Here is a 24,592-nt window from a genome sequence, read left to right on the forward strand (position 1 = left end):
GCCACGAGCGTAGGTCCTTGCGTAGTGCGAACTTTGGTCGGTTCAGCACGGCACCCTACGCTCGTTCACTTTTACACCGCATCTCGGACGCGACCAGCACGGATGACTGTGGACTTCTTTCGCGAAGAGCCGACCGCCCGCTCGTCCTGGCGGCTCGCGGTCCTCATGGGCGCCAACTCCCGCACCTACAAGTTCGCCTTAGGTGAGGCACTGTTGGAAGCCGCTGCTGCGGGGCGCGAGGACATTCCGCTCCGTGACCTGGCCAAGCCGTACGCCATGAGCCTGGTCCGCCACCTGGCCCAAGCTCCGCAGGCATCGTTGAACACGAAGGTCGGCGACACGGACTTCTTAGCTGTGGCGCAGCGCGAGGCCGAGGAGTCCGCACGGCTCGGCTCGCCAACAGAGGAGCTTCTCGCCCTCGCGATGAAGTCGATGCAGCAGATGGTGATGCAGAAGTTCCACAATCTGCGCGGCGGCGTGGAACTCCCCCACCGCTTCTACGAGCTGACCGGCTCTTCCCGCCAGCGCGTGGTCAAGCTGACCGACCACTTACGGGAAGTAGCCTTATCCCAGCAGGCCACGACCTTGCAATCAGAGCTGGCAGCACGGTGGAGCATAGTCGAGACGTCCTTCGCCGCCGGGGTTGGCCAGAGTCTCGTCTTGCAGGGTGTCGCGGTCGACCTGGACAACTTAGTGATCACAGACAAGCAGCGGCGCCGCCCGGTCACAGGCGTCACCGAGGCTGTCATCGGCTTTCAACACGGCCGCTGCATGATCTGCGGCGAACCGCTGACGCTCGGCATTGATGAGCTGGCAGTAGACCATGTCTTCCCGTACTCGTTCATGCGCTTATTCGGCGGGAAGATCGATCTCGACGCCATCTGGAACCTCGCCCCGGCCCACGCCTCCTGCAACAGCCGGAAGAGCAACCGGCCACCACACCACGACGAGCTGGTCCGCCTGGCCAAACGCAATGAGGCGATCTTGAAGTCCCCTCACCCTTTGAAGCGAACCCTCCAGCTAACGCTCAAGCTCTACGGGTACACGGGTGAGCGCGCCGGCGAGTGGTACAGCTTCCTCCAGCGCGTACACCGCGAGATGTGACAGCAGACAGCGGCTAGCAAGGCCTCACCCAGCTGGTCCCGATCACCTCTCATCGAGCTTGTCCGAGCAGAATCCGCATCCACAACCGTTCGGCCTCAGCAGCACGCAGCCACTCGGATCGGTGAACGGCCACTCCCTCAGACCGGTACAGCCGCCGGACGACCAGCAATCCGCCGGCCTGACACAACTCGTACACGATTACCTGGCACTCACACGTATGGTCGCGCACCCGTACGCGAGCAACACGGGCGTCCCACTTCTGCCAGTCGATGCGCTCGTAGCCGGCTTGAGGGGCTGCGGGGTGGATCCCGTGATACCGCGCTGCGAGATCCTCCGCGGCGGTCATGAGCCCGTCCACGTGTTGCGGGAGAACTGGAACGCGAGTTCGTGTTGCCGTTGCAGCTCTTGGACGAGCGCGTCCTCGTCGTCACCGGCCACGGTCTGAGCCATTCCAGCCCGGAGCTGGGCATGGCTCAGGCGCCTCCCACGACGGGTGGCGTACCAGCTTCCGGGCCCGGTCTCGCCCACACCACGCCAGATCACCCAGTTCGGGTACTGGTTCGCGAGTTCTTGAAGCGTCATAGGCTCAGCCGATCAAGAAGAGGGTCAACTGCTTCTCCGAATGTAGCTACATACGTACGAACGTGCAATCGGAAGCACGTACAGTGGTACCTAGCGTTGATGCCATGGCCATTGACCCCAGCGCCGACCGCCCGGTCTACAAGCAACTTGCTGACCTGATCCGGGCACGCATCGAAGGAGGGGAACTCCGCCCTGGGCAGAGGCTCCCCGCTGAGAGCGACTACGTGGCCGAGTTCGGCATCTCCCGCGACTCCGTCCGTCGTGCCATGGCCATGCTCAGGGGAGAAGGGCTCATCGTCACCGAACTACGCGGCTCACGCGTCCGAGAGGCCGGCGAAGCCGCCACCGTCGAGATCGCCCCAGGCACCCAAGTAACAGCTCGCATGCCCACCGAACCCGAGCGCAGACAAATCGGCGTGGCTGAGGGCGTACCCGTCCTGGTGATCACCGATCCATCAGGAGAAACGCGGCTGCTCGCCGCCGACAGGACCATCGTGAAGGCTGGAGACGAGGGCTAGCGTCGATTTAGCCGGCGTTCATCCCACCACGCTCGAAGCCAACGCGCCCAGCGGTGTTCCCTAGCCCAGGCGCCCCGCTACGCTTCTCGGTGACCATGTGATGCGACCCGACGGGCTTCCGCGCTCGCACGGCTCACGCCGGATCGGATAGGCCCCCACCCGCACGAGTTCTCTCGTACTGCCTGGGGGACATTCCGTGCCGGCGCTGCGGCTGTCTGTCGAGAACGTGCTCTCGCCCAACGAGGCCGCCCTGGCCGAACTGATCGCCGTACACGTGCGAAACCGCACCGGGCGCCGCCCCTCCCTCTCCGAGGTCAAGGCATGGCAGCGGAGCCATGTGGGGGTCCGGGCAGCGCCTCGGCGGCGGTCATCCGTCGAGGAAACGCATCAGCTCGGCGGTGACGACCTGTGGGTTCTCCTCGACGAGCCAGTGCCCCGCGTTCGGCACGTCCACCGCTCGCACGATGTTGGTCATGCGCGGGGCCACGGTGGCTCGGATCGCGTCGAGCTGCCCTTGGGCGGTCATGAGCAGGGTCGGGACACGTACGGGTGCCGCCGCCACGGTGTCGCGGACATCCCTGTCGAGGGCGCGGTAGAGCTCGAAACCGGCCGACAGGGCCTCGGGGCGGCTGTAGGTCCGTGCGTACTCGTCGATCTCGGCGTCGGTGAACGGTGATCGATCGGAGGTTCCGCCGAACGCCGTGCCACCGTAAGAGACCTGGGGATAGAACAGCGCCAGATACTCGCGGACGTCGTCACTCACGACCGCTTCGGGGACCCGCGGCTGAGAGTGGAAGGCGATGTGCCAGCTCAGTGAGCGGTACGTGGACGCGTCGATCCCGGGCCCGGGCAACGGCAGGTCGAAGTAGCCGAGGCGGGCGGTGTCATCGGGGAATTGGCTGGCGTACTGGAAGGCCACCGCGGCGCCGAGATCGTGTCCGACGACGGCGGCGTCACGTACCCCGAGCTGATCGGCGATCAAGGTGTGCACGTATCGAGCCAGGGTGGCTTTGTCGTAGCCGGTCGGCGAGCCGGTGCTGTCGCCCAGTCCGGGGAGGTCGACAGCGTAGACGGTGTGCTTCTCGGCGAGGGCCGGCATGATCGGCCACCAGCCGTACCAGGTCTGCGGCCAACCGTGGATCAGCACCACCGGCGTGCCGCTGCCGCCGGTCACATAGTGCATGCGGACGCCGTCGACGTCGGCGAACGCATGGCGGAAGCTCTTGTCGAACCGGGCATCGCCCTGGGTGGCGACGGCGTAAGAGGGGACCTCGCGGGCTGTCGGGGCGGCACAGGCCGCAGTGCCGATCGCCAGCAGGAGGGTGAGTGTCATGGTCGCCACGGTGCGCGCGGGCCGAAGGGCGCGGCGCACCGACGGTTGTGTTGCGGTGATCATGGTTCCTGTCCTGAAGAAGCCGGCATGTGGCGGCCGGTCTCCTCGATCGTGAGTGCCCGGCCTGTGCCGGGTCGGCGTTGCCGCGTCAGGCGGTGCGGCGGATGAGCAGAACGTGGTCGATGACCTCGGCGGTGCGTCCGCCCGGTCCGGTCGCGATCCGGCGCAGTGCGTCGGCCCGCTCGACCGTCCAGGTCGCCGGATCCAGGCCGATGCCTGCGGCGACCTCCCCCGCCGTCGGATAGCGGACGTCGGGATCCTGGTTCCACGACCACGGCGCGGTCGAGCCGTGGTCGACGACCAGCAGCCGCCCGCCCACGCGCAGAGCGTGCGCGGCGGAGCGCAGGACGGCAGCCCTGTCCAGTTCGAAGGGGGTGTGCAGGTAGTGGGCGCAGATCAGGTCGAACCCGCCCTGCGGGAAAGACTCGTGCAGGTCGTGCCGCACGGCGATGACGCGATCGCCGAGGCCCTGTGAGCGGGCCAGGACGTCGAGCCGCTCGACCGCCACGGCCGAGATGTCTACCGCGGTGACGTGCCAGCCCCGGCGGGCGAGCCACAGCGCGTCGCCGCCGTCGCCGCATCCGAGGTCCAGAACGTCGCCGGGCGGCAGATTCGTAACCGTCTCGACAAGGCGAGCATTGGGTTGCGGGTCGACGGCCTGCGGTCGGGCCGCGTGGACGCCGTCCCAGAACGTGATGGCGCTCATCAGGACTCCTTCTGTCGATGTGTGCGCCCACTTTTGCTGAGCTAGCCAGATCTGGCACGCAATCTTGCCGTTCTGGCAAGATGGCCCGGTGAATCGCGAAACGGACGACGTGCTCGCCGGGGTGGGGCCGCGCCTTCGTGCGCTCCGTCGTGACCACGGCCTCACCCTCGCCGCCCTTGCGGCGGCGACCGGCGTGTCGGAGAGCACTCTGTCCCGGCTGGAGAGCGGGCAGCGCCGGGCGACATTGGAGTTGCTGCTGCCGCTGGCTCGTATCTACGACGTTCCGCTGGACGATCTCGTGGGAGCCCCGCGCACCGGCGACCCGCGGATCCACCTGAAGCCGATCAGACGCTTCGGAATGATCTTCATTCCACTGTCCCGGCGACCGGGCGGGGTGCATGCGTTCAAGATGATCATCCCCGCCTGGTCGGCACCACCCGAACCGACCCCGCAGACTCACGAAGGCTTCGAATGGCTGTACGTGCTCAACGGTCACTTGCGGCTCGTGCTCGGCGAACGCGACCTGACGTTGCAGCCCGGTGAGGCAGTCGAGTTCGACACGTCCTCGCCACACTGGCTGGGCAGCGCCGACGGCGGTGCGGTCGAGCTCCTCATCCTGTTCGACGTGCACGGGGTGCGTTCGCACGTACGCCCCGAGACTCATCGGCCGTCTCACACCGGAAACTAGCGCCAGTGCGGAGCTGCGCACCCCACCTGATCCAGGTGTTCCCTAGCCCAAGCCCCACCGCTACGCTTCTCGATGACCTGTGATGCGGCCCGACGGGCTTCCGCGCTCGCACGGCTCACGCCGGAGCGGATAGGCCCCCACCCGCACGAGTTATCTCGTGCTGCCTGGGGGACATTCCGTGCCGGCGCTGCGGCTGTCTGTCGAGAACGTGCTCTCGCCCAACGAGGCCACCCTGGCCGAGCTGATCGCCGAACACGTGCGGAACTCCACCGGGCACCGCCCTTCCCCCTCCGAGGTCAAGTCGTGGCAGCGCAGCCTCCCCGCGCTGGCCCGTGACCTCGCCGACGCCGGGTTGCAGCGGGTCGAGATGCTCGTGGAGTACAAGCTCCCCCTGACGAGCCGCCGCGCCGACGTCGTGCTCGCCGGGGTGCATCCGCGTACGGGCGAGGACTCGTACGTGGTGGTCGAGCTCAAGCAGTGGAGCCGGGCCGAGCCGTCGGAGGCCGGCGAGCACCTGGTGATCGTGGACGGCATGCCGGGCGGCGAGACGCTGCATCCGGTCGAGCAGGTGCGCCGGTACTGCGAGTACATGACCGACTTCCTCGGCGTGCTCAGCGGCAGGCCGGACGCGGTGTCCGGGGTCGCGTACCTGCACAACGCTGGCGATCTGGACGTCGAAGGGCTGGCCGAGCAGGTGCGGGACGAGCGCAGCCGACTGTTCACGAAGCAGCGGCGGGGCGAGTTCCTCCGCTACCTGAGCGAGCGGCTGGACGACAAGCCGGGCGCCGACGCGGCCGACCGCCTCCTCAACAGCGCGGTGGGGCCGAGCAAGCAACTCATGTCGTACGCGTCGAAGGAGATCCGCGAGCGCGAGCAGTTCACGCTGCTGGACGAGCAGCAGGTCGCGTACGAGCTGGTCATGGGGGCCGTGGAGCGGGCCAGGCGCGCCGACTCCAAGCAGGTGGTCATCGTCACCGGCGGCCCGGGCAGCGGCAAGAGCGTGATCGCGCTGTCGCTGCTGGGCGAGCTGTTCAGGCAGGGGCGCTCGACCTTCCACGCCACCGGCTCGAACTCCTTCACCGAGACCATGCGCCGCTACCCCGGCCGCGGCAACACCCGGATCAAGAACCTCTTCAAGTACTTCAACAGCTTCACCGACGCCGAACCCAACGGCGTGGACGTCCTCATCTGCGACGAAGCCCACCGCATCCGCGAAACCTCCACCCACCGTTTCACCCCCGCGGCCAAACGCACCGGCCGCAGCCAGCTCGACGAGCTGATGTCCGCGGCGCGGGTGCCGGTCTTCCTCCTCGACGACCACCAGGTGGTGCGGCCGGGCGAGCTCGGCACCGCGGACGGCATCGAGGCGTACGCGCGCCACAAGGGCTACGCCGTGCGCCGCGTCTCCCTCGACGAGCAGTTCCGCTGCGGCGGCAGCCGGAAGTACGAGCAGTGGGTGCTCCGCCTGCTCGGCCTCGCCGACGGCGGCCCGACGGCGTGGGACGACGAGGACTTCGAGCTGCGGCTCGCCGGCTCCCCGCACGAGCTCGAAGCGTTCCTCGCCGCACAGCAGGGCACCGCCCGCATGACCGCCGGCTTCTGCTGGCCCTGGAGCGACCCCCGCCCCGACCCCCCGCTTTCAAGAGCCGTAAGAGCGTCTCGGACGGCGAGTTCGACCTGCTGGTGCGGCACGTGTACAAGGTCCTGCTCACCCGGGGCATGCGCGGCACGGTGATCTACGCGGTGGACCCTGAGCTGCGGGGCTTCCTTTCGCGACTTGTGCCTCCGGATCCGGCTTGAGCTCTATTGCGGCTCGCTATATCAGGACGAAATGGATGTACGAGCGGCGGGCGGTCGGATATCGTCCGGGGCGTGCGCCTGGGTGCGTTAGCGAGAGGAACTGCCGCGATACTCGCCTGTTTCGCGGCTCTGACCGGCTGCTCGGGAGAGCCGGAGCGGCCGACGTTGGCGGAGGCGACCCAGCAGCTCGTGAGTGATGGAGACGACCTGGTCGACGGTATCAAGGCGGGCTTGACGGGGCTGAAGCAAGAGCGGGCTACTAATGGGGATCGCGACGCGACCTGCCTCAACGATGAAGAGCAGCGTTACTACATCGCGAAAGGCGACTTCGCGAACCCGTCCGCCGAGAGTCCGCTCAGCCTGATCGGGTTGCTGAAGACCGAGCTCATCACGAAGGGTTATTACACAGAGGTCGTGGACAACCTGGACCTCTGGGAGGACAACCTCAGCGTCGCCGTGGTGGTAAACCCGGAGGCCAGGTTGACCTTCGTACTCCTCGCTCGCATGGAACCGACCCCCAACATCATGATCGTCGGCAAGACGGAGTGCTACCCGATCAGCGGCTGAACGAGGTCACCGGGGATCGGGCACCTCTCTCAGGGGCGTGATCAGCCTCCCCTTCTTTCCAGCGCATCCAGCAAAGCGTCATGCATCCGCCCCACCATCGCGTTCCTCATCAACGCCTCCTGCGATGCCGTCAACGGCGGCTGCCCATGCGCCTTGAGTGACTCGTTCAGCCAGTTGACTTGCGCGTTCACGAGCCTGCCGGCGACGGTCCTGGCGGTGCCCGGCGTCTTCTTGTCAAGGTAGTCCGTGATCAGGCCCTTCAGGAGGTCCTTGACCTCGTCTTGCCCCTTGGCCTTGCCGACGGAGGCCATCTTGCCGACCACGGGGAAGTACTCGCTGAAGTAGTCGACGGGCATGAGGACGAAACCGGCTATCCGTTCGGCGTACTCGTCGTCGCTCCACTCGGCGTAGGTGGAGCCGGCCAGCAGCAGGTTCGCCATCGCGCCCGTACGCTCGGCGAGGTTGACGTGCGCGGCCTGAATGTCGGTGTTCTGGTCAAAGGGGTGGTAACGGCCCATGTCCAGTTTCTTGGTGTATTCAGCGCTCGCCTTCATCAGGGTGTCGGCCGCGGCGGAGTCCTGCATCAGGGCGCCCATGAACCGGGCGCTTACCGCGGGGTCGAGCTGATCCCAGGGAGGTCTGGGGCTCAGGCTGGGCAGTTCCGGCGAGTTCCGCTCGGCCTGTCCTCGAGCCAGATGGTCGAGGATGGGCGTGATGTTGCGGGCCAGTGCCCGGCTGATGGGCGAGTCGGCGAAGGTTCCGAGGCTGCCGCCGACCCAGAGGGTGTGCTCATCTCCGATGCTGTTGATGACCGTGAGCCAGGCTCGTTCCCGTACGTCATCCGGTCCGGAGCCTGGTTTCAAGGCGCCGTCCAGTGCCTTGGCCAGCGTCTCCTCATAGGCGGGGACGCCGGTTGTGCGGATGGTGTAGGCGTCTAGGAGTACCGCCGCCTCCTTGGGGTGCTCTGCGAGTAATCGCCGGAACGCGTCCGGGTTCGCCTCGTACGCCTTGACCAGGTTGTGCAGGCTCCAGTTGGGGTCTGTGGGGTAGGCGTCGGAGTTCGGCGGGCGGTTCAGGAGCTGGGTCCCCACCCTGTTGAGGAACGTGACGGATTGCGGGGCGAGCGCGACGAGGGTCGTCAGGATGTCGGAGGGGGCGGTCTCCACCATCTTCTGCCACTCGCCGCCGAGTTTGCCGGAGCTCTCCGCGCTGGCGAAGGCACGCGCCAGTAGCCCGGGTGAGGAGTCGGTGGCTCGCTGGAGCGCGTCCGGGGTCAGCCCTCGGCGGTCGCCGGCGGCGTTGGTGTTCATCCAGTCTCGGAGCAGCTTCGTGAAGGTCTGCGGCCCGAGTGCCGTGAGCAGGGCTGTGGAGTAGGCGGGATCGTCGAGCTTTCCCTTGAGGGCCGAGAGGGCCTTGTCCACCTCGTTCCAGCTCTGCCCGGAAAGGTGCCGGTCGTGGTTCTTGAGTGCCTGGGTGATGGCGTCGGCGTCCTTCTTGGCGGCCTGTGCCGCTGCTGTCTGGCTGCTGAAGGGGAGGGTGCCGGTCAGCATGCCCTGCTGCCGGGTCGGCACCATCCGTTTGAGGGTGGCGATGCGCCAGGTGAGGTCCTGCTGCGACTCGTGGAAGAACGCCCAGGCGCGGTGCATCGCGGTGACCCCCGCGCTGCCCGTCCAGGTGTCACCGGCCTCGGCTATCGCCGCTTCCAGCCCTGGCCGCGCCCTGTCCAGGACGTCCTTCCCGGCCTCCATCTGGCGGATCAGCTTCTCCGCGCCGAGGGGATCGATCCCGACGAACTCCCCCATGGACCCTCCCCGATGGGGTGGCTACAAGCCGGGAGTCAAGCACAACAGACATCCGGGGTAAACGCCTTATACCTTCTCAATCACAGCCGGATTCAAGTGGCCCGCAAGGCGGCTGGCCTTCCCTAGAGGTGATCACGTCACGTACGACCTCGGAGCTCCCCCATGCGTTTGCTTGCCTTCCTCGTCGCCCTCGCCCTCCCCCTGACCCTGGCCACCCCGGCCTCCGCCGCCGCCAGGTCCTGGAACTGGGGGTCCGTGTACTCCAGCGATGCCAAAGCCCGCGCCTGGGGCAAGGTGACCGTCGGCAAGTCCGGTTTCACCGTCACCGGGAGTGTGCGGGACACCCCCGGGAAGGCCTGCTCGTGGGTGATCGTACGAGGTCAGAGCGCGAAGAACGGCCGCTGGAAGAACGTCGGCTTCTACAACTGCAGGACCGGCGTCGGCACCTTCCGCAGGAGCTTCGGGTACGTGCTGCAGATGAAGGTCCAGGTCTGCCGGGGCACCGCCTACAGGCCCACCGGGAAGTGCTCGAAGCAGCGGACCATCTTCACCCAGGGCGGCTAGTACTCCAGCCGCCGGTGGTAGCGGGCGGCGCGGGCCTCGGCCTCGGTGCAGAAGAAGCGGGTGTCCAGCGGCGTCACCAGGTAGTGCTCGCTGCTGGGCACCGTGTAGCTTCTGGCGGCGGCGAAGTCGGTGGCGACGATGGGCAGCCCGCCGCACCTGATCACGTGGATCGGGAAGCTCGCCATCGTGGTGGTGAGCGGATCGGCGAGTACGACCGCGTACGTCAGGATCGCCGCCACGAGCGCCCGCAGCCACGCGGGTGAGAGGCCGAGCAGGGCGAGGATGATGAGGCCCAGGAGGTAGGCCAGGGCCAGCAGCACCGGGTACCAGGCCAGGAACATCACGGGCTCGCGGAGTGACGAGGCCGCGACCGCCAGGCCCGCCGCCGGGAGGACGAGGATGAAGGCGGTCAGCCATGCGCTCGCGACGGCGAATCGCCTCATGGGGGTCAGCCGCGGGCGGGGGTGCGGAAGACCTGGCGGGCGTGCCAGGTGATGTGGTCGGGTTTGACCATGTCGAGGCCCGGCTGGGGTTCGCGGGCGGGGCGGCCGGCCAGGGAGAGGACCATCTCGCGGGAGGCCTGCGAACGGCCTACGTAGCGAGCCGAGACGGTGATGGTGCGGTCCGCGGTCAGGCCGAGGACGCCCTTGTCGAACAGTTTGTGGTGGATCGCGCAGAGGCAGAGCCCGTTGGCCAGGTCGTCGGGGCCGTCGAACGCCCACCAGCGGACGTGGGCGGCGTCGAGACCGACCGCGGCGCCGTCCAGCCAGCCGTCGTACGAGCAGAACGCGCAGCAGTACTCGTACGCCATCAGCACCTGGTCGCGGAACCCGGGGCCGCGGCGGACGGGCGGCGGCTTCTTCACCTCGCCGGTGGTCTCCGCCGTCTCCAGGTCCAGGCCGGCCAGCATGCACAGGTCGGTGTGGAGGGACGGGGCGAAGTTGGCGTCGAGGAGGTAGCGGGCGATCCGCCCCAGCAGTCCGGGCTCCTCCGACAGGGCGCGGGCCAGGTCGGGGTGGAGGCGGCCGGTGGCCTGGCTGTCGCGCAACCTGCCCAGCTCGGGGCCGGGGCTGCCGGGGCCGTGCAGAGTCTCGACCAGCCAGAGCCCGTCGCTGGTCAGATGGTGGAACGGGTAGCCGGGGCTGGTGTCGCGGGGCGGTCCGTACTCCTTGAGCAGGGTCTTCAGCTCGCCCTCGGCGGTGCTGAACGGGATCGGCCGGTTGCCGTGGCGCTGGAACCGGCCCAGCGCGTACAGGAGGAGGAGCGGTTTGTGCGGCGCGCGCTCGCCGCCCCGCGTCCAGCGCCGGACCTCGGCGACCCGCTCGACCCAGTCCACGATCGGCCAGTGTAGAGCGATCCTCCGGCCTCGTCAGGGTCGCTCAGGGCACGACGGGTGGTTCGGCCTGATATGCCTCGTGCAGGGTCTGTACGAATGATGGGGCTTCGGGGATGGATACCGAGGCGATTCGGTGGACCGCGATCCCCGGGGTCCAAGAGTTCATGACCACGGCCCCGGTGAATTCAGGCAGGTCCGCGAGGGTAATCTGCTGCGTGCGCTGGGGGATTCCGAGGTGGGGCAGTTGGCGGCGGAGGATGGTCATGGTGATGCCGGTGAGCATGTCGGCCTCGGGCCAGACCACGGACGTGCCGTCCCAGAACGCCAGGTTCCAGATCGACGCCTCGCTGAGGCGGCCTCGGCGGTCGAGGAAGGCGGCGTCGTCGAAGCCCTGGGCCACGGCCTGGCGGAGGTAGTAGGTCTTGGCCGGCTCGCCGACGTGCTTGATGGCGGGGAGGAAGCGTTCGTGCTCGAAGGCGGCCAGGGCGAGCGGTCCTCGGGGGCCTGAGGCGGGCGGGCCGGTGCGGACCAGCAGCGCGAGGTCGGGGGCGGCGGCGGTGAACTCGCCCGACGAGGAGTAGACGGTGGCCGTCAGCGAGAGGTCCGGTGGGCCGTCCTGGATTGCCGCCCGCAGGTAGGTGCGGATCTGGTCGTCGGGGAGTGCCTGGCCGAAGAGTTCCAGGGAGGCGGTGCGGAGCCGGGCCAGGTGCAGGTCGAGGCCTCGTACGCGGCCGTCACGGACCTGCATGGCGGTGAAGTGGGCGTGGCCCGCGAAGGCGAGCGGCGTCAGGTCCTCGGCGGTGGCCGGGCGGCCGTTGACGAAGGAAGACATGGTTCTCCTCCGGTGTAAGGGACGTGTCGGTGAGGGACGGTAAGGGTTCACACCGCTCGAAGGTCAACCGGGAGGAATAGGCGTCCGGCAGGCGGGGATGTCGCGGGCATGGCAACTCTTGGATTGATCGGCAGTGGCAACATCGGCAGCACGCTCGCGCGGCTCGCCGTGGATGCCGGTATCGACGTCGTCCTGAGCAGCTCCCGCGGGCCGGAGACCCTGGCCCGGCTGGTCGAGGAGCTGGGGCCGCGGGCCCGGGCCGCCACCCCGGCCGAGGCGGGGGCGGCCGGGGACTGGGTGGTGGTGACGGTGCCGCTGGGCGCCATCGGCCAGGTGCCGGCGGAGCCGCTGTCAGGGAAGGTGGTGCTGGACACCTGTAACTACTATCCGCAGCGCGACGGGCAGATCCCGGAGCTGGACGCCGAGGAGACGACCACGAGCGAGCTGGTCCAGCGGCACCTGCCCGGGGCCAGGGTGGTCAAGGCGTTCAACAACATCTTCTACAAGCATCTGGCGTCGCTGGGCCGGCCGCCGGGGGCGGACGACCGGACGGCGCTGCCGATCGCGGGGGACGACGCCGACGCGAAGACCGCCGCTGCCGAGCTGCTGGACAAGCTGGGGTACGACGTGGTCGACGTGGGGCCGCTGTCCGAAGGGTGGCGGTTCCAGCGGGACACCGCCGCGTACGTGGTGCCGTACGCGGCGGACGGCGACGTCGGCGGGGCCGGGGCGCCCGTGAGCGCGGACAAGCTGCGCGAGGCGCTGGCCGCCGCCCGCCGCTACCGCGACATGCAGTAACTCACAGCCAGGGCCAGGCGGCGGACGCGCCCGCCTCCAGCAGCGGGATCATCCGGAACGCCGCGTCGGAGAAGCCGCCGAACTCGTGGCGGTTCGCCCGGCTTGTCGGCATCGCCGCATACCGGTAGCCCTGGAGGTTGTAGCCGTAGATCGGCACGTCCGCGGGCGCCGCGCGCGTGACCTCGCCGCCCATCGTCTGCATGTCGGACAGGATGACGACCCGGTCATGCCCCTTATATGTCGCCCGTACGGACTCGGCGATCCGCGTGCCGTGACCGACCTCGCCGAACCGGCGGCAGAACCGTTCGGCCTCCTTCAGCACGGACGCGCGCCTGACCTCGTGGCGGAACACGCCGTCGGCGAACCCGTGCAGGTCCACCCGGTCGCCGCGCGCCGCCAGGATCACCCCGAACAGCGTGGCCGCCTGAGCGGGCGTGATCGTCGAGCGGGCCGAAATGGACCCGCCCGTCATCGACGCCGAGGTGTCGACCAGGACCAGCGTGCGGCCCGGGAACGCCGGGACGTTGGCCGTGGCCAGCGTCAGCGCCTGCTCCAGCGCCTGACGCCAGCGCCGCGACGCCAGGTACGCCGAGTAGAACCGGAACGGGAGCTGACGCGACCGGGCCACCTCGCCCGGGTCGGTGAGCTTGGCCGCGATCCGCTCGGCGAGCTCGCCGGGGATGCCCGCCTCGTCGAAGTTCCGCAGGTTGCGCAGCAGGGCCATGTAGCCCATGGACGGGATCACCGCGGCCCAGGCGTCGGCGTCCATCTGCCCCTGGAGCCAGCCGGCGAGCGCCTCCCACGTCATCCCCGCCGCGGCCAGCCGCGCCTGGTCGCCGAGCACGCCGCGCCGCTCGGCGACGGGCAGGGCGAGCAGGTCGGTACGGGCGAGCAACGTCCTCAACGAGTCCGGGATCGGGTTGTCGCGCTCGTGCCGGCGGTCCAGCGCGTGCCGGAACAGGTCACCCTGCCACGGCTTGGCCGGGTCGGGCGACGGGTGCACCAGCTCGATGACGTCCCCGAAGCGGAATCTCCGAGCCTCGGTGTCGTACTTGACCAGCGACCGCTCGCTGTAGAGGCGGCGCACCGCGTCGGCGATGCCCCGCTTCACCGGCTTCGGCACCGCTCGCCCGTACGTGGACATCCAGTACGCGAGAGCCTCGCCGGGTTCGTCGGCCCGCTGGAGCACGCTCACGACAAGCTGCCGGTTGCCGCCTTCGAGGCCGGCGGCCAGGCGAGCCCTCACGGCCTCCAGCGCGGCGACGACCGGGGCGCTGCGCAGGTTGGCCTCGGTGCGCAGCCACGGCAGGAAGCCGGCGAGCCAGTCGAAGTCCTCGACCGCGACCTGGTGGACGAGCGCGCGGAACCGCTCGTCGCGGTCGGCGGCGGGCTCGTAGAAGGTGGTCTCCCCCACCATGTTCGACACGGCCAGGAGGAAGAGCTCGCCCTTGGCGTCGCGGCGGTATGCGGGGGCGCCTTCGTACGTACGGACGGACGGGATCGTGTTGAACTTCGCCATGACGGAACAACTCCTTTCACCCGTCGTGTCGAGGCATGAGAAAAGGGGTGCCCGAGATCGAAGTCGGCGACGGTACGTAGTGCTCTGCCAGGTTGAGCTACGCCCCGGTTTCCCGAGACGGCGGGATTCGAACCCGCAACAACTCGATCCCATTTCGAAGTAACCGTTGCCTGCGCACCGGGCACCCCTATGAGGTCTTTTCCTCTTGAGGTCGAGATCACCGTAACCGGTCATCGTCACCCGGCGCATTCCTATTTTCAGAGCCAGTAGATGGTGACGAAGGCGATGCAACCGGCCAGGAACACGAGGCCGACGGTGCGGGGTTGACTGGCGGCCTCCAGGCGGGAGGCTTTCACCAGGGCGGCGGCCATGCCCAGCGCCACCAAGAGGTGCAGCACGTAGATCCAGGTGGTGCCCGGGATGTACTTACTGAGCAGGTCGTCGACTGACGCGTAGCCGGTGAGGCCGCCGACGACGCAGAGGCCCAGCGAGATGATCGCGTATCGGTGCCGGGCGAGCAGGACCCAGATGACGACGCCGAGGATGAGCACGTATAAGGACTTGTGGTGCAGTTGCCGCAGGAGCATGCCGCCGTCCACGTCGAGGCCGATCCTGAGGGCCGATTCGTACGCCTGGCTCATCTGGACGCCGTGCAGGGGCGTGTAGGAGCCGTCGTAGATGACAACGTCGTCCCCGGGGACGAAATGGTAGGCGAGAAAGCCGCCGGTGATCAGGGCGAAGAGAAAGCAGAAGATCAACGTCTCGCCGACGAGCTGACTCGCGCGTTCCACCGGCATATCTCACCACAAAAGAGACGGCGGCGTATGCGGTTGAGGGTGCAGAAGATGGCCCGTCCAGAACCGGGAGGTCAGCATGAGGAGCATGCTGGTACTGCCTCTCGCCGCGCTGGTGCTGCACGGCGCCCTCGCCGGCCTCTTCTACGCCTTCTCCATGTCGGTGATGCCCGGCCTCAGAGCGGTCGGGGCCGAGCAGGCGGGGGCGGCGATGCGGAGCATCAACAGGAAGATCCTGAACCCCTGGCTCTACGTGGTGTTCCTCGGCGCGCCGGTCGCGGCGCTGGCGGCGGGGGTGGTGGGCGGCGGCCCGGCGGCGGTCTGGTTCTACGCCGCCGCCGGGGTGAACGCCGTGGGCTCTTTCCTGGTCACGGCGGCGATCAACGTGCCGATGAACAACGCCATGGAGGCGGGGACGATGGCGTGGCAGGAGTACGCGCCGCGGTGGACCGCCTGGAACACGGTCCGCGCCGCGGCGTCCCTGCTCAGCCTCGCTCTGGTCGGAATCGGTCTGACCCTGCTCTAGGCTGGCTCCACCCCTCACCGCCGGAGCCAGCCGATGCCTCTCGTGCACCATCTGAAAGTGACGCTGACCGACTTCCGCCCGGCCGTGTGGCGGCGCCTGCGCGTGCCGTCCGCGGTGACGCTCGGCGAGCTCGGCGACATCCTCCAGGTCGCCTTCGAGTGGGGCGGCGACCACCTGCACCTCTTCGACGCGGATCACGTCCGTTACGGGCCGGACCCGCTGCTGGATGGGCCGGACCTGTTCCACGAGGATTCCGTACGGCTGATCGAGGTCTTGCCGCGCCCCGGAGCCGCACTGCACTACATCTACGACCTGGGCGATGAGTGGCGTCACCTGGTCGAGGTGGAGGACATCGTCCCGGCCGAGCCGGACGCGCGCTATCCGGTCTGCGTCGGGGGCGCGGAGAAGGCTCCGGAGGAGGATTCCTACGAGCCCTATGTGCCCGGCGCCTTCGATCCCGGCACGGTCAACAAGGCCCTGGACGGCGTGGCGGGGCGCGACCTGCCCGAGGGCCTTGATGAGGTCGACGCGGCGTTCACCGGGCTGTTCCCGCGGCTCGCGCAGCTCGAGGTGGTGCTGCCGGAGCGGGAGACCTCGCCGGTGTCCGGGCTGGCCGAGCCGGCCGCGGGGTCTCAGCTGGTGCGGCGGGCGCTCGCGCTGGCCGACTGGGCGGGTTCCGGGCGGGCGCTGACGCCCAGCGGGCTGCCCCGCCCGGCGGAGGCGTTGCAGGCCGAGATCGAGCTCGGGTTGGCCGCGCCCGTCCTGCCCGGCGAGGAGGCGGTCAGCCCGCCGGGCAAGGTGAAGTCCGCCAAGGACCTGCCGGGCCTGGGTGTGCTGTGGCCCGCCGCCGTCGAGGCCGGGCTGGTCGAGGTCCGCGGGTCCAAGGCCGTCGCCGGTCCTGCCGTGCGGAGGTGGGAGGAGGGCGACGCCGGGGATCGGGTGGAGGTCTGGGCGTCGCTGCTGGGCGGGGTCCTGCGTGCTCGTACGCGAGGCGGGCGGAGCGACCGGCGCGCCTGGGCGCGTGACGACGCGCGGGAGATGTTCTCGATCACCGTGCAGCTCCTGGACCAGCTGCCCGATCAGCCGTTCCCGGTGCTGCTGCCCGCGCTGGTGATCGGTGCGGCTTCCGGGTACGGCCGCCCCGAAGGGTTCGCGCGGGCCGCCGCCGACGCGATGGGCGTCTGGGCGCTGGCCGGGGTCATCGAGCCGACCGGCGACCCTGCCGACCCCGATGTCGCCGAGTCGCTGATGCGGGAGCTGCTGGAAGACTACCGGGAGCGGGGGCCGGGCCTGGTCTCGCCCAGTGCGCTGTTGCGGGAGATCCTGAAGCCCACGCTCGCCGTCGTGCGCGCCGGCGCCGCCGTCCGGCTGACGGCGCTCGGCGCGTACGGGGTGCGGCGGATTCTGGTCGCCCAGGGATGGGGTTAGCGGGCCGCCCAGAGCATGCCGCGTTCGATGATCGTCCGTACGGTGTCGTCTCGCAGGACGTCGAGGCTGTGGCCGGGGGTGGTGACGAAGATGCGGCCCTTGCCCCAGCGGCGGGTCCAGATGGCGGGTGAGGTGACCTCGCGGTGCCAGGGGTCCCAGGGGCGGACCTTCTGGGTGGTGGTGGCGAGGACGTCGATGTAGTCGTCGGTGAGCACCCAGTACTGCTCGGTCACGAGGTCGAAGTCCGTCAGGCCCTGGGTGATGGGGTGGCTGGCGGCCTCGGGGAGCATGTTGACGGTGTAGGGGACGAAGTTGTGGGCCTCGGGGTCGTCGTGCGGCTCGGCCGGGTCCTTGCCGGGGTGGCAGGCGAACTGGCCGCCGATGAGGTGCAGGTAGTCGGACGAGTTGCGGAAGGAGTCGGCGATGCCGCCGTGCCAGCCCGCCATTCCAGTGCCCGACTCGATGGCGGCGCGCAGGCCGGCGAGTTCGTCGGGCTCGATCGTCCCCATCGTGTAGCACTGCACGATCAGGTCGATCTCGGTCATGAACGCCGCGTCGGCGTACGGTGAGGGGGAATCGGCCTTGTGCACCTCGAAGCCGTGGTCTTCGAGGAAGGGGACGAAAAGGTCGGTGGCGGCGACCGGGACGTGTCCTTCCCAGCCGCCGCGCACCACCAGAGCCTTACGGTTCGCCATTCTTGCGCCAATCGCTCGGAGGTTCGACGTATCCGATCGTCGCACCTCCGGGGGGCGTTCTAGAAGATGCGGTACTTACGGCCGCAGTTGTCGAACTTCCCCGCCCAGCAGGTGAAGGTGTAGATCTTCTTGATCCCCCGGCCGCTCCAGGCCCCCATGACCTTGCCGTCCCAGGACTTGTTGAAGCGGTGCCAGCTGCCGTTCTGGTAGTACTCGAACCAGACCCAGCCCTTCTTGCCGCCGCGCTTGTCCACCCCGTGCCACTTCGTGAAGACCTTGCCGTGCTTCTTCCACGTCTTGCCGAAGGTGTAGGCCTTGTGGTCGCTGGAGAAGACCTTGCCCCACTGGCTGTGCGTCGTGGTGGTGGCCTGGGCCGCCGCCGGGCTGATCGCCAGGCCGGTGACGGCCATCGAGCCGGCCAGGGCCGCGATCGCGAAGGTCTTGCGCATTGGAGTTCCTCCCCGTTTTTCGGTGCTGCCGGTTCCGTCCGGCACCACGGACATTACGGAGAAGCCCGCCCCTCATCTGTGGACGAATCCACACATAGAACGTGACCAGCGCCACACGGTCTAGCCGGCGAGCTTTATGAGGAGGCCGGCGAGTTCGGCCGGGGCGGTGACCATCGCCTCATGGCCGGTCGCGATCTCGTACACCGGCCATCCGCGTGCGGCGGCCCGCGCGGCGTGCGGGGTGAAGACGCGCATCCAGGCGGTGCATTCGATGAACGCGGCGGGCACCCGCCGGCCCGCGCCGGTGAGGCGGAGCGGCTCGGTGTAGGTGAGCCAGGGGTGCGGGGTGAGGCGCGGGGAGAGCCAGTCGAGGTCGGCCTGGCCGGTGACGCCGAGGACGGAGAGGGAGCGGACCGGGATGAGCCAGCCGAAGCCCGGCCCCGCCACCGACTCGCGGTAGTGCCCGGCGATGGTCTCCGGCAGCAGGTCGATCGCGGCCTCGCCGTCGTCGCCGACGAACGCGTCCAGGTAGACGCGCCGGGACAGGCGGTAGGGGATGCGGTCGGCGACGCCGGTGACGACCTGACCGGCGTAGCTGTGGCCGACGAGCACCACGTCGCGGGCGTCGTACGCCTCAATCAGCGCCACCACGTCCTGGACGTGGGTGGAGAGGCCGACCTGCGGGTGCAGCAGGTGGGCGCGGTCGCTGACACCGGTCAGGGTGGGTGTGTGGACCTCGTGGCCGGCGGCGCGCAGCAGCGGGGCGACCCGCTGCCACGCCCAGCCGCCGTGCCAGGCGCCGTGGATCAGGACGAACGTGCTCATACCGCGTTCTCCATGACGATCATCCCGGCTCCGGTCATGGAGGCGGGCGAGAAGTAGTGCCGGTGCCTGACCACCACGTCGCGGCTGAGGGCGCCGCGCATGACCAGCCACATGATGACCTCGGCGCCTTCCTGGCCGAAGGTCTCGACGTAATGCTCCCGGCTCCAGCTCGCCAGTTCGTCCGGATCGTCGGCGATGTCGCGGAGGAAGCGGTGGTCGGCCTCCGGGTTGAGGAACCCGGCCCGCGCCCCCTGGAGCTGGTGGGACAGGCCGCCGGTGCCGAGGACGACGAACCGCTGGTCGCTGTCGTAGGTCTCGATCGCCCGGCCGAGCGCGTGGCCGAGCTCGTACAGGCGCTCGGGCAGCGGGATCGGGTACTGCAGCACGTTGACGAAGATGGGCACGACCTTCACCGGCCAGGCGTCCGCGGGCCTGCCCCAGAAGAGCTCCATCGGCACCTGGAGGCCGTGGTCGACCTCGATCTCCTGGATGATCTCCGGGTCGAACTTGCTCGCCACGAGGGTGTCGGCGAGGTGCCAGCCGAAACGGCTCTCCCCCTCGAAAGCCGGAATCGCCCGCGGCCCCCAGCCCTCGTCGACCGGCCGGTAAGAGGGGGCGCAGCCGACCGCGAAGGTCGGCACCCGGTCCAGGAACATCGCGTTGAAGTGGTCGTTGAAGACCACGACCGCGACGTCCGGCCGCTGCTCGCGCACCCACTCCCGGGCGGGCAGGTAGCCGTCGAAGAACGGCTTCCACTCGGGCGTGTCCCGCAGGCCCTTGTCGAGCGCCGCCCCGATGGACGGCACGTGCGAGGTGCCCAGCCCGCCGACGATGGTCGCCACGTCACACCTTCTTCCCGAGCCTGTCCCGCAGGAAAGTCTCGTGGTCCATGCCGGCTTGATGGGCGCCGATCTCGGTGATGCGTACGGGGTCGACGGCGGAGATCTTGAGGATGAAGAAGAGGTTGCCGCCGAGCCGGATCATCTCCCGCCAGTCGCGGTTCAGCACCGCGGTCTTCTCCTCATCGGTCAGGCCGAACCGGTCCAGGTACGCGGCCTCGTCCGCCAGGAACGCGGCCCGGTTGGCCGGGTCGCCCAGCCCCATCGCCATCTTGTTCATCCGGTAGCCGCGCAGCAGCCGCTCCCTGTCGAGCAGGGGCGTGTCGGGGATCGGGTCCTCGCTCACTGCCGCACCCGCCAGCCGCCGTCGGCGTAGATCTTCCGGGCCACCTCGGCGTAGGGGACGGGGCTGACCGTGGCGGTGATCTCCAGCTGGCCGTGGCCCTCGACCGTGAGCTTGCCCGAGCCGCCGTCCGGCTCCCCCCACACGAGCTGCACCTGGGCGCCCGGCACGGCGTGCTCGGCGTCGAGCATGGCCAGCGTCAGCATCTTCCGTTCGTTCCAGCTGTAGCCGATCCAGGTGGAGATCCCGGCGGGCGCGCCGTTGGCCTTCACCAGGTCGTACGGGTGCATCGAGTAGACCGCCGACGGGAACTCGAACCACTTGGCCGGCGTCCCCCGTTCGAGCTGCGTGCCCATCGCCTGGAGGAAGCCGGCCGTGTTCAGCGCGAGCGTGACCTTCTTGCGGTGCGGCCGGCCGGCCATCGCCTCCAGCGCCTCCCGCCCGACGAAGTCGTGGTCGAACCGGATGAAGGAGCCGTACCCGAGGTCCCACGGCGTCAGGTAGTAGTCCTCGACCCGGTCGGAGACGAAGCTGCCGCCGATGGACGCCTTCGCCTCGTAGCAGTCGGCCGGGAGCCACTGGCGGTAGGCCTTGAGCTCCTCGCCGGTGTAGATCGCGGGCAGCGGCGAGGGGATCCATCCCGATTCGAGGGTGTTGGAGGAGTACGCACGACCGCCGACGAGTCGCAGCCCGAACTCCTCACCGGCCTCCACCAGAGCCGCGTGCACGGCCTCGCCCTCGGCCCGGGGCCCGAACAACTCGTAGCCGGGCTGCCCCGCCATGCCGTGCCGCAGGGCGCGGACCCGCTTGCCGGCGATGGTGATCGTGGTGAGGTGGAAGAACCTCAGCTCGGGGGCGGGCTGCCCGGTGACCTTCTCGATCACGGCCGAGGCGTTCGGCCCCTGGATCTGGTAGCGGTACGAGGTGCGGTTGAACGGGTCGGGCCGGGCCGCCGAGCGCTCGTCGAGCGTGGTCGTCACGTCGTAGCCGCCGGTCTCCGCGTGGAAACGCACCCAGTGCAGCGCGGGAATGCGGCCGACCAGGTTGAAGGTCTGCTCGGCCAGGCGGAACAGGATGACGTCCCCGATGACATATCCGTCGGGCGTGCACGGGACGAACTGTTTCGCCGAGTCGACCGGGAATTTCGCGAAGCTGTTGTATCCCAGATAAGTCAGCAGTTTCAGCGCGTCCGGGCCTTCCACCAGCAGCTCCGCCATATGGTACGACTGGTTGAACAGGACGCAAGTGTGCTGCCAGGCATACTGCTCGTTTCGCCAGTTCGTGTATTCCGGCGGCACTCCCGGATAGACGTTCGGCCCGGCCGGGAGATTGCGCAGGTGTTCCGCGACAGTGGTCCCCACGCCGTTGAGAACGTCCTGCAAACTCGGGCCGGTCATCCGCGTCTCCTTATCGTGGCCTGCCCAGGATGCTATGCAGGGCCCCGACCCGGCGAATTGCGCAATTGACGGCTCTTATAGCGCTGCCCGTCCTAGAGAAACCGCGACAAATGACGTAGGAAACTAGCGTCGCCCGTACGTGCTCGGCGGATCCACCAGACCCTCGCGCATCGCGGCGAGCACCGCCTGCGTGCGCGAGCGCAGCCCGAGCTTGCTGAGCAGGTTGCTGACGTGCGTGCGCGCCGTCCGCTCGCTGATGACCAGCCGCTCGGCGATCTCGCGGTTCGAGCAGCCCTCGGCGATCAGGACGAGCACGTCCCGTTCCCGGCTGGTCAGACCGGCCACGCCGCTCTGCGGGGAACGCATCTTCTGGGCCAGCCGCCGCGCCACGGCCGCGTCCAGGAAGACGTCGTCGTTGGCCGCCGCGTGGATGGCCGCCGCGACGTCGGACGGGCCGGCGTCCTTGAGCAGATAGCCGGCGGCGCCGTTCTCCAGCGCGGCGTGGATGCGCTCGACCTCGCCGAAGCTGGTCAGGATGACCACCCGGACGCTCGGGAAACGCCGGGCGATCTCGGCCGTCGCCTCGACGCCGTCCATCTTCGGCATGATCAGGTCCATCAGCGCCACCCGGGGCAGCGGCTCCCGGCGCACCTCCAGCGCCTCCAGGCAGTCGACGGCCTCGCGCCCGTTCGCGGCCTCGCCGACGACCTCGACGTTCTCCAGCGCCTCCAGATAGGCGACGACGCCGCGCCGGACGACCGCGTGGTCGTCCACCACCAGCACCCCGATCATGAGACCTTCCCATGGAGTCCGGTGGGCAGGGTGGCGGGCAGCGACAGGACGAAGCTGACCACGGTGCCCTTGCCCGGTTCGGAGCGGATGGTGAGCCGGCCCGCCCACCGCCCGGCGCGTTCCTTCATCGCTGTCATACCGAAGCCCCCCTCCTCAGCGGGCTGTCCGGGCAGTCCGCGCCCGTCGTCGGCGACCTCCCCCGTCAGCCACCGCTGCGTCCCCGAACCGGTCAGCCCGAGATCGACGGTGACGCGGGAACCCTGCGCGTGCTTGACGCTGTTGTGCACCGCCTCCGCGATCACGCGGTAGACGTCCTCGCGGAGCTCCGGCTCCAGGTCGTCCAGCTCGTGGTGCGGATCGGAGATCAAGAGCCGCACGTCCAGCTCCGTACGGTTCATGGTGGAGTCGGCGAGCGCGCCCAGCGCGGCGGCCAGCCCGCGGTCGGCGAGCGCGGTCGGGTGCAGGTCCATCACCATGGCGCGCAGGTCGGTCAGCACCGCCTTGGAGATGTGGCCCAGTTCCTCGGCGACGCGTTTCACGTACCCGGAGTCGACGACGGAGCCGCGCGCGGAGTGCATCGCCAGCGACTCGACCTGCATGCCCATCGAGAACACCTGCTGCACCACCGAGTCGTGCAGGTCCCTGGCCAGGCGCTGCCGCTCCTCGCGGCGGGCCACCTCCCGCTCCCGCTCCAGCAGCGCGGCGTAGTCGACCGCCTGCGCCGCCTGCTCGGCCATCGCGAGCAGGAAGTCCAGGGCGGTGCCGCCGATCTCCTGGCCGGGCGCGAAGTAGGCGTTGAGGATGCCGGCCGGCTCGCCGCGCACCATCAGCGGGACGCTCGCGAACCAGTCCCACTCCGGGTGGCGCATGTAGTCGCGGAGCGGCTCCCACGCCGGGTGCGTCATGATCGTCTCGTAGCGGTGCGGGACGACGACCGGCTCGCGCGCGTTGAACGCGTCGATCATCCGGATCGCGGCGCCCGCCTCCAGGCACTCCACGAGCTTGTCGAAGAAGTCCGCCGTCTTGCCGAACCCCGCCATCCCCATGATCTGGAACCGCTCACTGGTGGCGTTCACCGTCAGGATCTGCACCGCCGCCAGCGCGTCGGCCGCCAGCACCTCGTTCGCCAGCGCGTCCAGCGTGCTGCTCAGCGACCGCTTGGCCGCCACCCGGCTCGCCGCGTTCGCGATCGCCGCCAGCCTCCGCTGATACCGCCGGCTCTCGGTCACATCCCGGAACGCCACCAGCCGCTCCCCCCGCTCCGGCAGCGCCCTGATCCGGCAGGCGAACTCCCGCCGCGCCCCCGCCGCGGGCTCCCACACCACGACCTCTTCCGGATCCCCATCCTCATGTACGAGTCGCGCCGGAAACGGAGAGACCGCCCCCGGCACCTCGCGAGCGGTCAGCCCACACAATTCCAGCGCCACCGGATTGGCCATCACGAACCGCCCAGCGGCATCGATCACCGCCAGCCCATCCGGCGCCCTCTCCACCAGCAGCGCGGCGGATAAGCGCACATCCCTGGGAGGTCGGGGGCGTGGGGGCCCGATGTCGTGTGCCATGGGGGCCGTCCTTGTCGCTGGAGGTGGCGGATCACCGCACGTCACCGAGACCCATGATGCCCCGGTTCATTAAGGACGGCACTAGTTCGTCCACCAGCGCCGCGAAGGATACGACTTTTGACGTAGCCGCCGGTTCCGGAAGATACGCGGCGCGAGGGGCCGGGCGTCCCATCACACGCGGCCCCCGGCGGTCTACGGTTGCACGCACACCGACACGGAGGCCGTGATGGAGTTCCTGGTCCGTTTCGAAACCCACCTCCCGGACAGCATGGGCGAGGACGAGCGCAAACGGCTGAAGGAGGCCGAGCGGGCCCGGGCCATGCAACTGCGTGAGCCTGACTACGTCACTTGTCGCATCCCGGCCAGGACGGGCGCGCGCCCAAGTGCCGTCATCCGCCGCCTCGCCGGGCACGGCTACACGGTCGCCCCGCACGTCCCGGCCCGCCTGGTCAGAGACAAGCAGCACCTGTACGACGTCGTAACCCAGCTTGACGAGGCCGGGGCCGACGGCATCTTCGTGATCGCAGGCGACGCCGCCACCACGACCACCTGGGCCAGGCGCCTCAAGGAACGCGGCATCGACCTGCCGACCCGAAAGGGCCTCCCGGGCGCGGACCAGCACCTGAGCGGCTTCCACCTGTTCGCCTTCAACGAGCTGGAGAAGACCGAGTCCTGGCGCCGCGCCCTGCCGGCGAGGCTCGGAGCCGCGCCCCTCAGCTGAACGGCGGCAAGA

Annotated in this window: 28 protein-coding genes; 11 read left to right on the plus strand and 17 right to left on the minus strand. The window is 69.1% G+C overall.

The window, feature by feature from the left end:
* Window positions 1-102: 102 nt before the first annotated feature.
* Entirely contained in the window at window positions 103-1,104 is a 1,002-nt protein-coding gene (locus AB0J42_RS32555; RefSeq protein ID WP_364301306.1) for an HNH endonuclease, read from the plus strand.
* 342 nt (window positions 1,105-1,446) lie between these two features.
* Here AB0J42_RS32555 and AB0J42_RS32560 read toward each other — a convergent pair whose 3' ends face one another.
* A complete protein-coding gene (locus tag AB0J42_RS32560; protein ID WP_364301308.1) occupies window positions 1,447-1,686 on the minus strand; it encodes a hypothetical protein in 240 nt (79 codons plus the stop codon).
* Between the two features lie 104 nt (window positions 1,687-1,790).
* Between AB0J42_RS32560 and AB0J42_RS32565 the strand changes: the two genes are divergently transcribed.
* Window positions 1,791-2,204 carry a winged helix-turn-helix domain-containing protein gene (locus tag AB0J42_RS32565; protein WP_364301310.1) on the plus strand — a complete coding sequence of 138 codons (414 nt, stop codon included), beginning with the start codon at window positions 1,791-1,793 and terminating at the stop codon, window positions 2,202-2,204.
* Between the two features lie 367 nt (window positions 2,205-2,571).
* Here AB0J42_RS32565 and AB0J42_RS32570 read toward each other — a convergent pair whose 3' ends face one another.
* Both AB0J42_RS32570 and AB0J42_RS32575 read right to left on the minus strand, forming a co-directional pair.
* The gene (locus AB0J42_RS32570; RefSeq protein WP_364301312.1) at window positions 2,572-3,537 is read right to left on the minus strand and encodes an alpha/beta hydrolase; all 966 of its coding nucleotides are present in this window, start codon (window positions 3,535-3,537) and stop codon (window positions 2,572-2,574) included.
* Between the two features lie 148 nt (window positions 3,538-3,685).
* Window positions 3,686-4,303: a class I SAM-dependent methyltransferase gene (locus tag AB0J42_RS32575; protein WP_364301314.1), complete on the minus strand. Its 618-nt coding sequence runs from the start codon at window positions 4,301-4,303 to the stop codon at window positions 3,686-3,688.
* An 88-nt stretch (window positions 4,304-4,391) separates the two neighbouring features.
* Between AB0J42_RS32575 and AB0J42_RS32580 the strand changes: the two genes are divergently transcribed.
* From AB0J42_RS32580 to AB0J42_RS32595, 4 genes are all read left to right on the plus strand, one after another.
* The gene (locus AB0J42_RS32580; RefSeq protein WP_364301316.1) at window positions 4,392-4,991 is read left to right on the plus strand and encodes an XRE family transcriptional regulator; all 600 of its coding nucleotides are present in this window, start codon (window positions 4,392-4,394) and stop codon (window positions 4,989-4,991) included.
* Between the two features lie 178 nt (window positions 4,992-5,169).
* Window positions 5,170-6,726 carry a DNA/RNA helicase domain-containing protein gene (locus AB0J42_RS32585; RefSeq protein WP_364301318.1) on the plus strand — a complete coding sequence of 519 codons (1,557 nt, stop codon included), beginning with the start codon at window positions 5,170-5,172 and terminating at the stop codon, window positions 6,724-6,726.
* A complete protein-coding gene (locus AB0J42_RS32590; RefSeq protein WP_364301320.1) occupies window positions 6,684-6,791 on the plus strand; it encodes a DNA/RNA helicase domain-containing protein in 108 nt (35 codons plus the stop codon). Before AB0J42_RS32585 ends, AB0J42_RS32590 begins: the two co-directional genes overlap by 43 nt.
* 72 nt (window positions 6,792-6,863) lie before the next feature.
* The gene (locus AB0J42_RS32595) at window positions 6,864-7,358 is read left to right on the plus strand and encodes a hypothetical protein (protein WP_364301322.1); all 495 of its coding nucleotides are present in this window, start codon (window positions 6,864-6,866) and stop codon (window positions 7,356-7,358) included.
* Window positions 7,359-7,399: 41 nt separating this feature from the next.
* Here AB0J42_RS32595 and AB0J42_RS32600 read toward each other — a convergent pair whose 3' ends face one another.
* The gene (locus tag AB0J42_RS32600) at window positions 7,400-9,160 is read right to left on the minus strand and encodes a hypothetical protein (protein ID WP_364301324.1); all 1,761 of its coding nucleotides are present in this window, start codon (window positions 9,158-9,160) and stop codon (window positions 7,400-7,402) included.
* A 162-nt stretch (window positions 9,161-9,322) separates the two neighbouring features.
* Between AB0J42_RS32600 and AB0J42_RS32605 the strand changes: the two genes are divergently transcribed.
* Window positions 9,323-9,724, plus strand: coding sequence for a hypothetical protein (locus AB0J42_RS32605; protein ID WP_364301326.1), 402 nt, complete (start codon window positions 9,323-9,325; stop codon window positions 9,722-9,724).
* On the opposite strand, the gene AB0J42_RS32610 is transcribed toward AB0J42_RS32605, so the two are convergent.
* The 3 genes from AB0J42_RS32610 to AB0J42_RS32620 are packed head-to-tail and all read right to left on the minus strand — an operon-like array spanning window position 9,721 to window position 11,892.
* Window positions 9,721-10,167 carry a hypothetical protein gene (locus tag AB0J42_RS32610; RefSeq protein WP_364301328.1) on the minus strand — a complete coding sequence of 149 codons (447 nt, stop codon included), beginning with the start codon at window positions 10,165-10,167 and terminating at the stop codon, window positions 9,721-9,723. The two genes, AB0J42_RS32605 and AB0J42_RS32610, sit on opposite strands and share 4 nt — an antisense overlap.
* Before the next feature lie 5 nt (window positions 10,168-10,172).
* Entirely contained in the window at window positions 10,173-11,060 is an 888-nt protein-coding gene (locus tag AB0J42_RS32615; protein ID WP_364301330.1) for a phosphorothioated DNA-binding restriction endonuclease, read from the minus strand.
* Window positions 11,061-11,103: 43 nt separating this feature from the next.
* Window positions 11,104-11,892, minus strand: a complete 789-nt coding sequence (locus tag AB0J42_RS32620; RefSeq protein WP_364301332.1) for an aminotransferase class IV family protein — start codon at window positions 11,890-11,892, stop codon at window positions 11,104-11,106.
* A gap of 108 nt (window positions 11,893-12,000) precedes the next feature.
* Here AB0J42_RS32620 and AB0J42_RS32625 point away from each other — a divergent pair, with 108 nt between their 5' ends.
* The gene (locus AB0J42_RS32625; RefSeq protein ID WP_364301334.1) at window positions 12,001-12,690 is read left to right on the plus strand and encodes an NAD(P)-binding domain-containing protein; all 690 of its coding nucleotides are present in this window, start codon (window positions 12,001-12,003) and stop codon (window positions 12,688-12,690) included.
* A 1-nt stretch (window position 12,691) separates the two neighbouring features.
* Here the strand turns inward: AB0J42_RS32625 and AB0J42_RS32630 are convergent, their stop codons facing one another.
* Together AB0J42_RS32630 and AB0J42_RS32635 are read right to left on the minus strand one after the other, a co-directional pair.
* Window positions 12,692-14,209 carry a TROVE domain-containing protein gene (locus AB0J42_RS32630; RefSeq protein WP_364301336.1) on the minus strand — a complete coding sequence of 506 codons (1,518 nt, stop codon included), beginning with the start codon at window positions 14,207-14,209 and terminating at the stop codon, window positions 12,692-12,694.
* A gap of 257 nt (window positions 14,210-14,466) precedes the next feature.
* A complete protein-coding gene (locus AB0J42_RS32635) occupies window positions 14,467-15,000 on the minus strand; it encodes a hypothetical protein (protein ID WP_364301338.1) in 534 nt (177 codons plus the stop codon).
* A 91-nt stretch (window positions 15,001-15,091) separates the two neighbouring features.
* On the opposite strand from AB0J42_RS32635, the gene AB0J42_RS32640 reads away from it, so the two are divergent.
* Together AB0J42_RS32640 and AB0J42_RS32645 are read left to right on the plus strand one after the other, a co-directional pair.
* Window positions 15,092-15,529 carry an anthrone oxygenase family protein gene (locus tag AB0J42_RS32640; RefSeq protein ID WP_364301340.1) on the plus strand — a complete coding sequence of 146 codons (438 nt, stop codon included), beginning with the start codon at window positions 15,092-15,094 and terminating at the stop codon, window positions 15,527-15,529.
* Window positions 15,530-15,586: 57 nt separating this feature from the next.
* Complete coding sequence (locus AB0J42_RS32645; protein WP_364301342.1) at window positions 15,587-16,957, plus strand: plasmid pRiA4b ORF-3 family protein; 1,371 nt, start codon at window positions 15,587-15,589, stop codon at window positions 16,955-16,957.
* Here AB0J42_RS32645 and AB0J42_RS32650 read toward each other — a convergent pair.
* The 8 genes from AB0J42_RS32650 to AB0J42_RS32685 all read right to left on the minus strand — a co-directional run bounded on the left by AB0J42_RS32650 (window position 16,954) and on the right by AB0J42_RS32685 (window position 23,814).
* Window positions 16,954-17,652 carry a ThuA domain-containing protein gene (locus AB0J42_RS32650; protein ID WP_364301345.1) on the minus strand — a complete coding sequence of 233 codons (699 nt, stop codon included), beginning with the start codon at window positions 17,650-17,652 and terminating at the stop codon, window positions 16,954-16,956. The genes AB0J42_RS32645 and AB0J42_RS32650 overlap by 4 nt on opposite strands.
* A 59-nt stretch (window positions 17,653-17,711) precedes the next feature.
* Window positions 17,712-18,101, minus strand: coding sequence for a hypothetical protein (locus AB0J42_RS32655; RefSeq protein ID WP_364301347.1), 390 nt, complete (start codon window positions 18,099-18,101; stop codon window positions 17,712-17,714).
* 120 nt (window positions 18,102-18,221) lie between these two features.
* A complete protein-coding gene (locus AB0J42_RS32660) occupies window positions 18,222-18,926 on the minus strand; it encodes an alpha/beta fold hydrolase (RefSeq protein ID WP_364301350.1) in 705 nt (234 codons plus the stop codon).
* Window positions 18,923-19,768, minus strand: coding sequence for a class III extradiol dioxygenase family protein (locus AB0J42_RS32665; protein ID WP_364301352.1), 846 nt, complete (start codon window positions 19,766-19,768; stop codon window positions 18,923-18,925). Before AB0J42_RS32665 ends, AB0J42_RS32660 begins: the two co-directional genes overlap by 4 nt.
* 1 nt (window position 19,769) lies before the next feature.
* Window positions 19,770-20,111, minus strand: a complete 342-nt coding sequence (locus AB0J42_RS32670; protein ID WP_364301354.1) for a hypothetical protein — start codon at window positions 20,109-20,111, stop codon at window positions 19,770-19,772.
* Window positions 20,108-21,505, minus strand: a complete 1,398-nt coding sequence (locus AB0J42_RS32675; protein WP_364301356.1) for a hypothetical protein — start codon at window positions 21,503-21,505, stop codon at window positions 20,108-20,110. The genes AB0J42_RS32670 and AB0J42_RS32675 overlap by 4 nt, the downstream gene beginning before the upstream one ends.
* A 123-nt stretch (window positions 21,506-21,628) precedes the next feature.
* Entirely contained in the window at window positions 21,629-22,297 is a 669-nt protein-coding gene (locus tag AB0J42_RS32680) for a response regulator transcription factor (protein ID WP_364301358.1), read from the minus strand.
* Window positions 22,294-23,814 (minus strand): ATP-binding protein, encoded by a 1,521-nt coding sequence (locus AB0J42_RS32685; protein ID WP_364301360.1) that lies wholly within the window; start codon window positions 23,812-23,814, stop codon window positions 22,294-22,296. Before AB0J42_RS32685 ends, AB0J42_RS32680 begins: the two co-directional genes overlap by 4 nt.
* A gap of 271 nt (window positions 23,815-24,085) precedes the next feature.
* Here AB0J42_RS32685 and AB0J42_RS32690 point away from each other — a divergent pair, with 271 nt between their 5' ends.
* On the plus strand, window positions 24,086-24,580 hold the full coding sequence (locus AB0J42_RS32690) for a hypothetical protein (protein ID WP_364301362.1): 495 nt from the start codon (window positions 24,086-24,088) through the stop codon (window positions 24,578-24,580).
* Window positions 24,581-24,592: the final 12 nt, after the last annotated feature.

Origin of the sequence: Nonomuraea sp. NPDC049649 (assembly GCF_040675175.1) — a bacterium.
Taxonomy (GTDB): Bacteria; Actinomycetota; Actinomycetes; order Streptosporangiales; family Streptosporangiaceae; genus Nonomuraea.

Excerpts from the sequence above, each read along its gene's own strand:
- AB0J42_RS32565 (WP_364301310.1), top strand. The coding sequence starts at position 1,791 with ATGGCCATTGACCCCAGCGCCGACCGCCCGGTCTACAAGCAACTTGCT.
- AB0J42_RS32690 (WP_364301362.1), top strand. The coding sequence starts at position 24,086 with ATGGAGTTCCTGGTCCGTTTCGAAACCCACCTCCCGGACAGCATGGGC.
- AB0J42_RS32560 (WP_364301308.1), bottom strand. The coding sequence starts at position 1,686 with ATGACGCTTCAAGAACTCGCGAACCAGTACCCGAACTGGGTGATCTGG.
- AB0J42_RS32575 (WP_364301314.1), bottom strand. The coding sequence starts at position 4,303 with ATGAGCGCCATCACGTTCTGGGACGGCGTCCACGCGGCCCGACCGCAG.
- AB0J42_RS32660 (WP_364301350.1), bottom strand. The coding sequence starts at position 18,926 with ATGAGCACGTTCGTCCTGATCCACGGCGCCTGGCACGGCGGCTGGGCG.
- AB0J42_RS32655 (WP_364301347.1), bottom strand. The coding sequence starts at position 18,101 with ATGCGCAAGACCTTCGCGATCGCGGCCCTGGCCGGCTCGATGGCCGTC.
- AB0J42_RS32620 (WP_364301332.1), bottom strand. The coding sequence starts at position 11,892 with ATGTCTTCCTTCGTCAACGGCCGCCCGGCCACCGCCGAGGACCTGACG.
- AB0J42_RS32650 (WP_364301345.1), bottom strand. The coding sequence starts at position 17,652 with ATGGCGAACCGTAAGGCTCTGGTGGTGCGCGGCGGCTGGGAAGGACAC.
- AB0J42_RS32630 (WP_364301336.1), bottom strand. The coding sequence starts at position 14,209 with ATGGCGAAGTTCAACACGATCCCGTCCGTCCGTACGTACGAAGGCGCC.
- AB0J42_RS32675 (WP_364301356.1), bottom strand. The coding sequence starts at position 21,505 with ATGACCGGCCCGAGTTTGCAGGACGTTCTCAACGGCGTGGGGACCACT.
- AB0J42_RS32555 (WP_364301306.1), top strand. The coding sequence starts at position 103 with ATGACTGTGGACTTCTTTCGCGAAGAGCCGACCGCCCGCTCGTCCTGG.
- AB0J42_RS32625 (WP_364301334.1), top strand. The coding sequence starts at position 12,001 with ATGGCAACTCTTGGATTGATCGGCAGTGGCAACATCGGCAGCACGCTC.
- AB0J42_RS32640 (WP_364301340.1), top strand. The coding sequence starts at position 15,092 with ATGCTGGTACTGCCTCTCGCCGCGCTGGTGCTGCACGGCGCCCTCGCC.
- AB0J42_RS32600 (WP_364301324.1), bottom strand. The coding sequence starts at position 9,160 with ATGGGGGAGTTCGTCGGGATCGATCCCCTCGGCGCGGAGAAGCTGATC.
- AB0J42_RS32570 (WP_364301312.1), bottom strand. The coding sequence starts at position 3,537 with ATGACACTCACCCTCCTGCTGGCGATCGGCACTGCGGCCTGTGCCGCC.
- AB0J42_RS32605 (WP_364301326.1), top strand. The coding sequence starts at position 9,323 with ATGCGTTTGCTTGCCTTCCTCGTCGCCCTCGCCCTCCCCCTGACCCTG.
- AB0J42_RS32680 (WP_364301358.1), bottom strand. The coding sequence starts at position 22,297 with ATGATCGGGGTGCTGGTGGTGGACGACCACGCGGTCGTCCGGCGCGGC.
- AB0J42_RS32610 (WP_364301328.1), bottom strand. The coding sequence starts at position 10,167 with ATGAGGCGATTCGCCGTCGCGAGCGCATGGCTGACCGCCTTCATCCTC.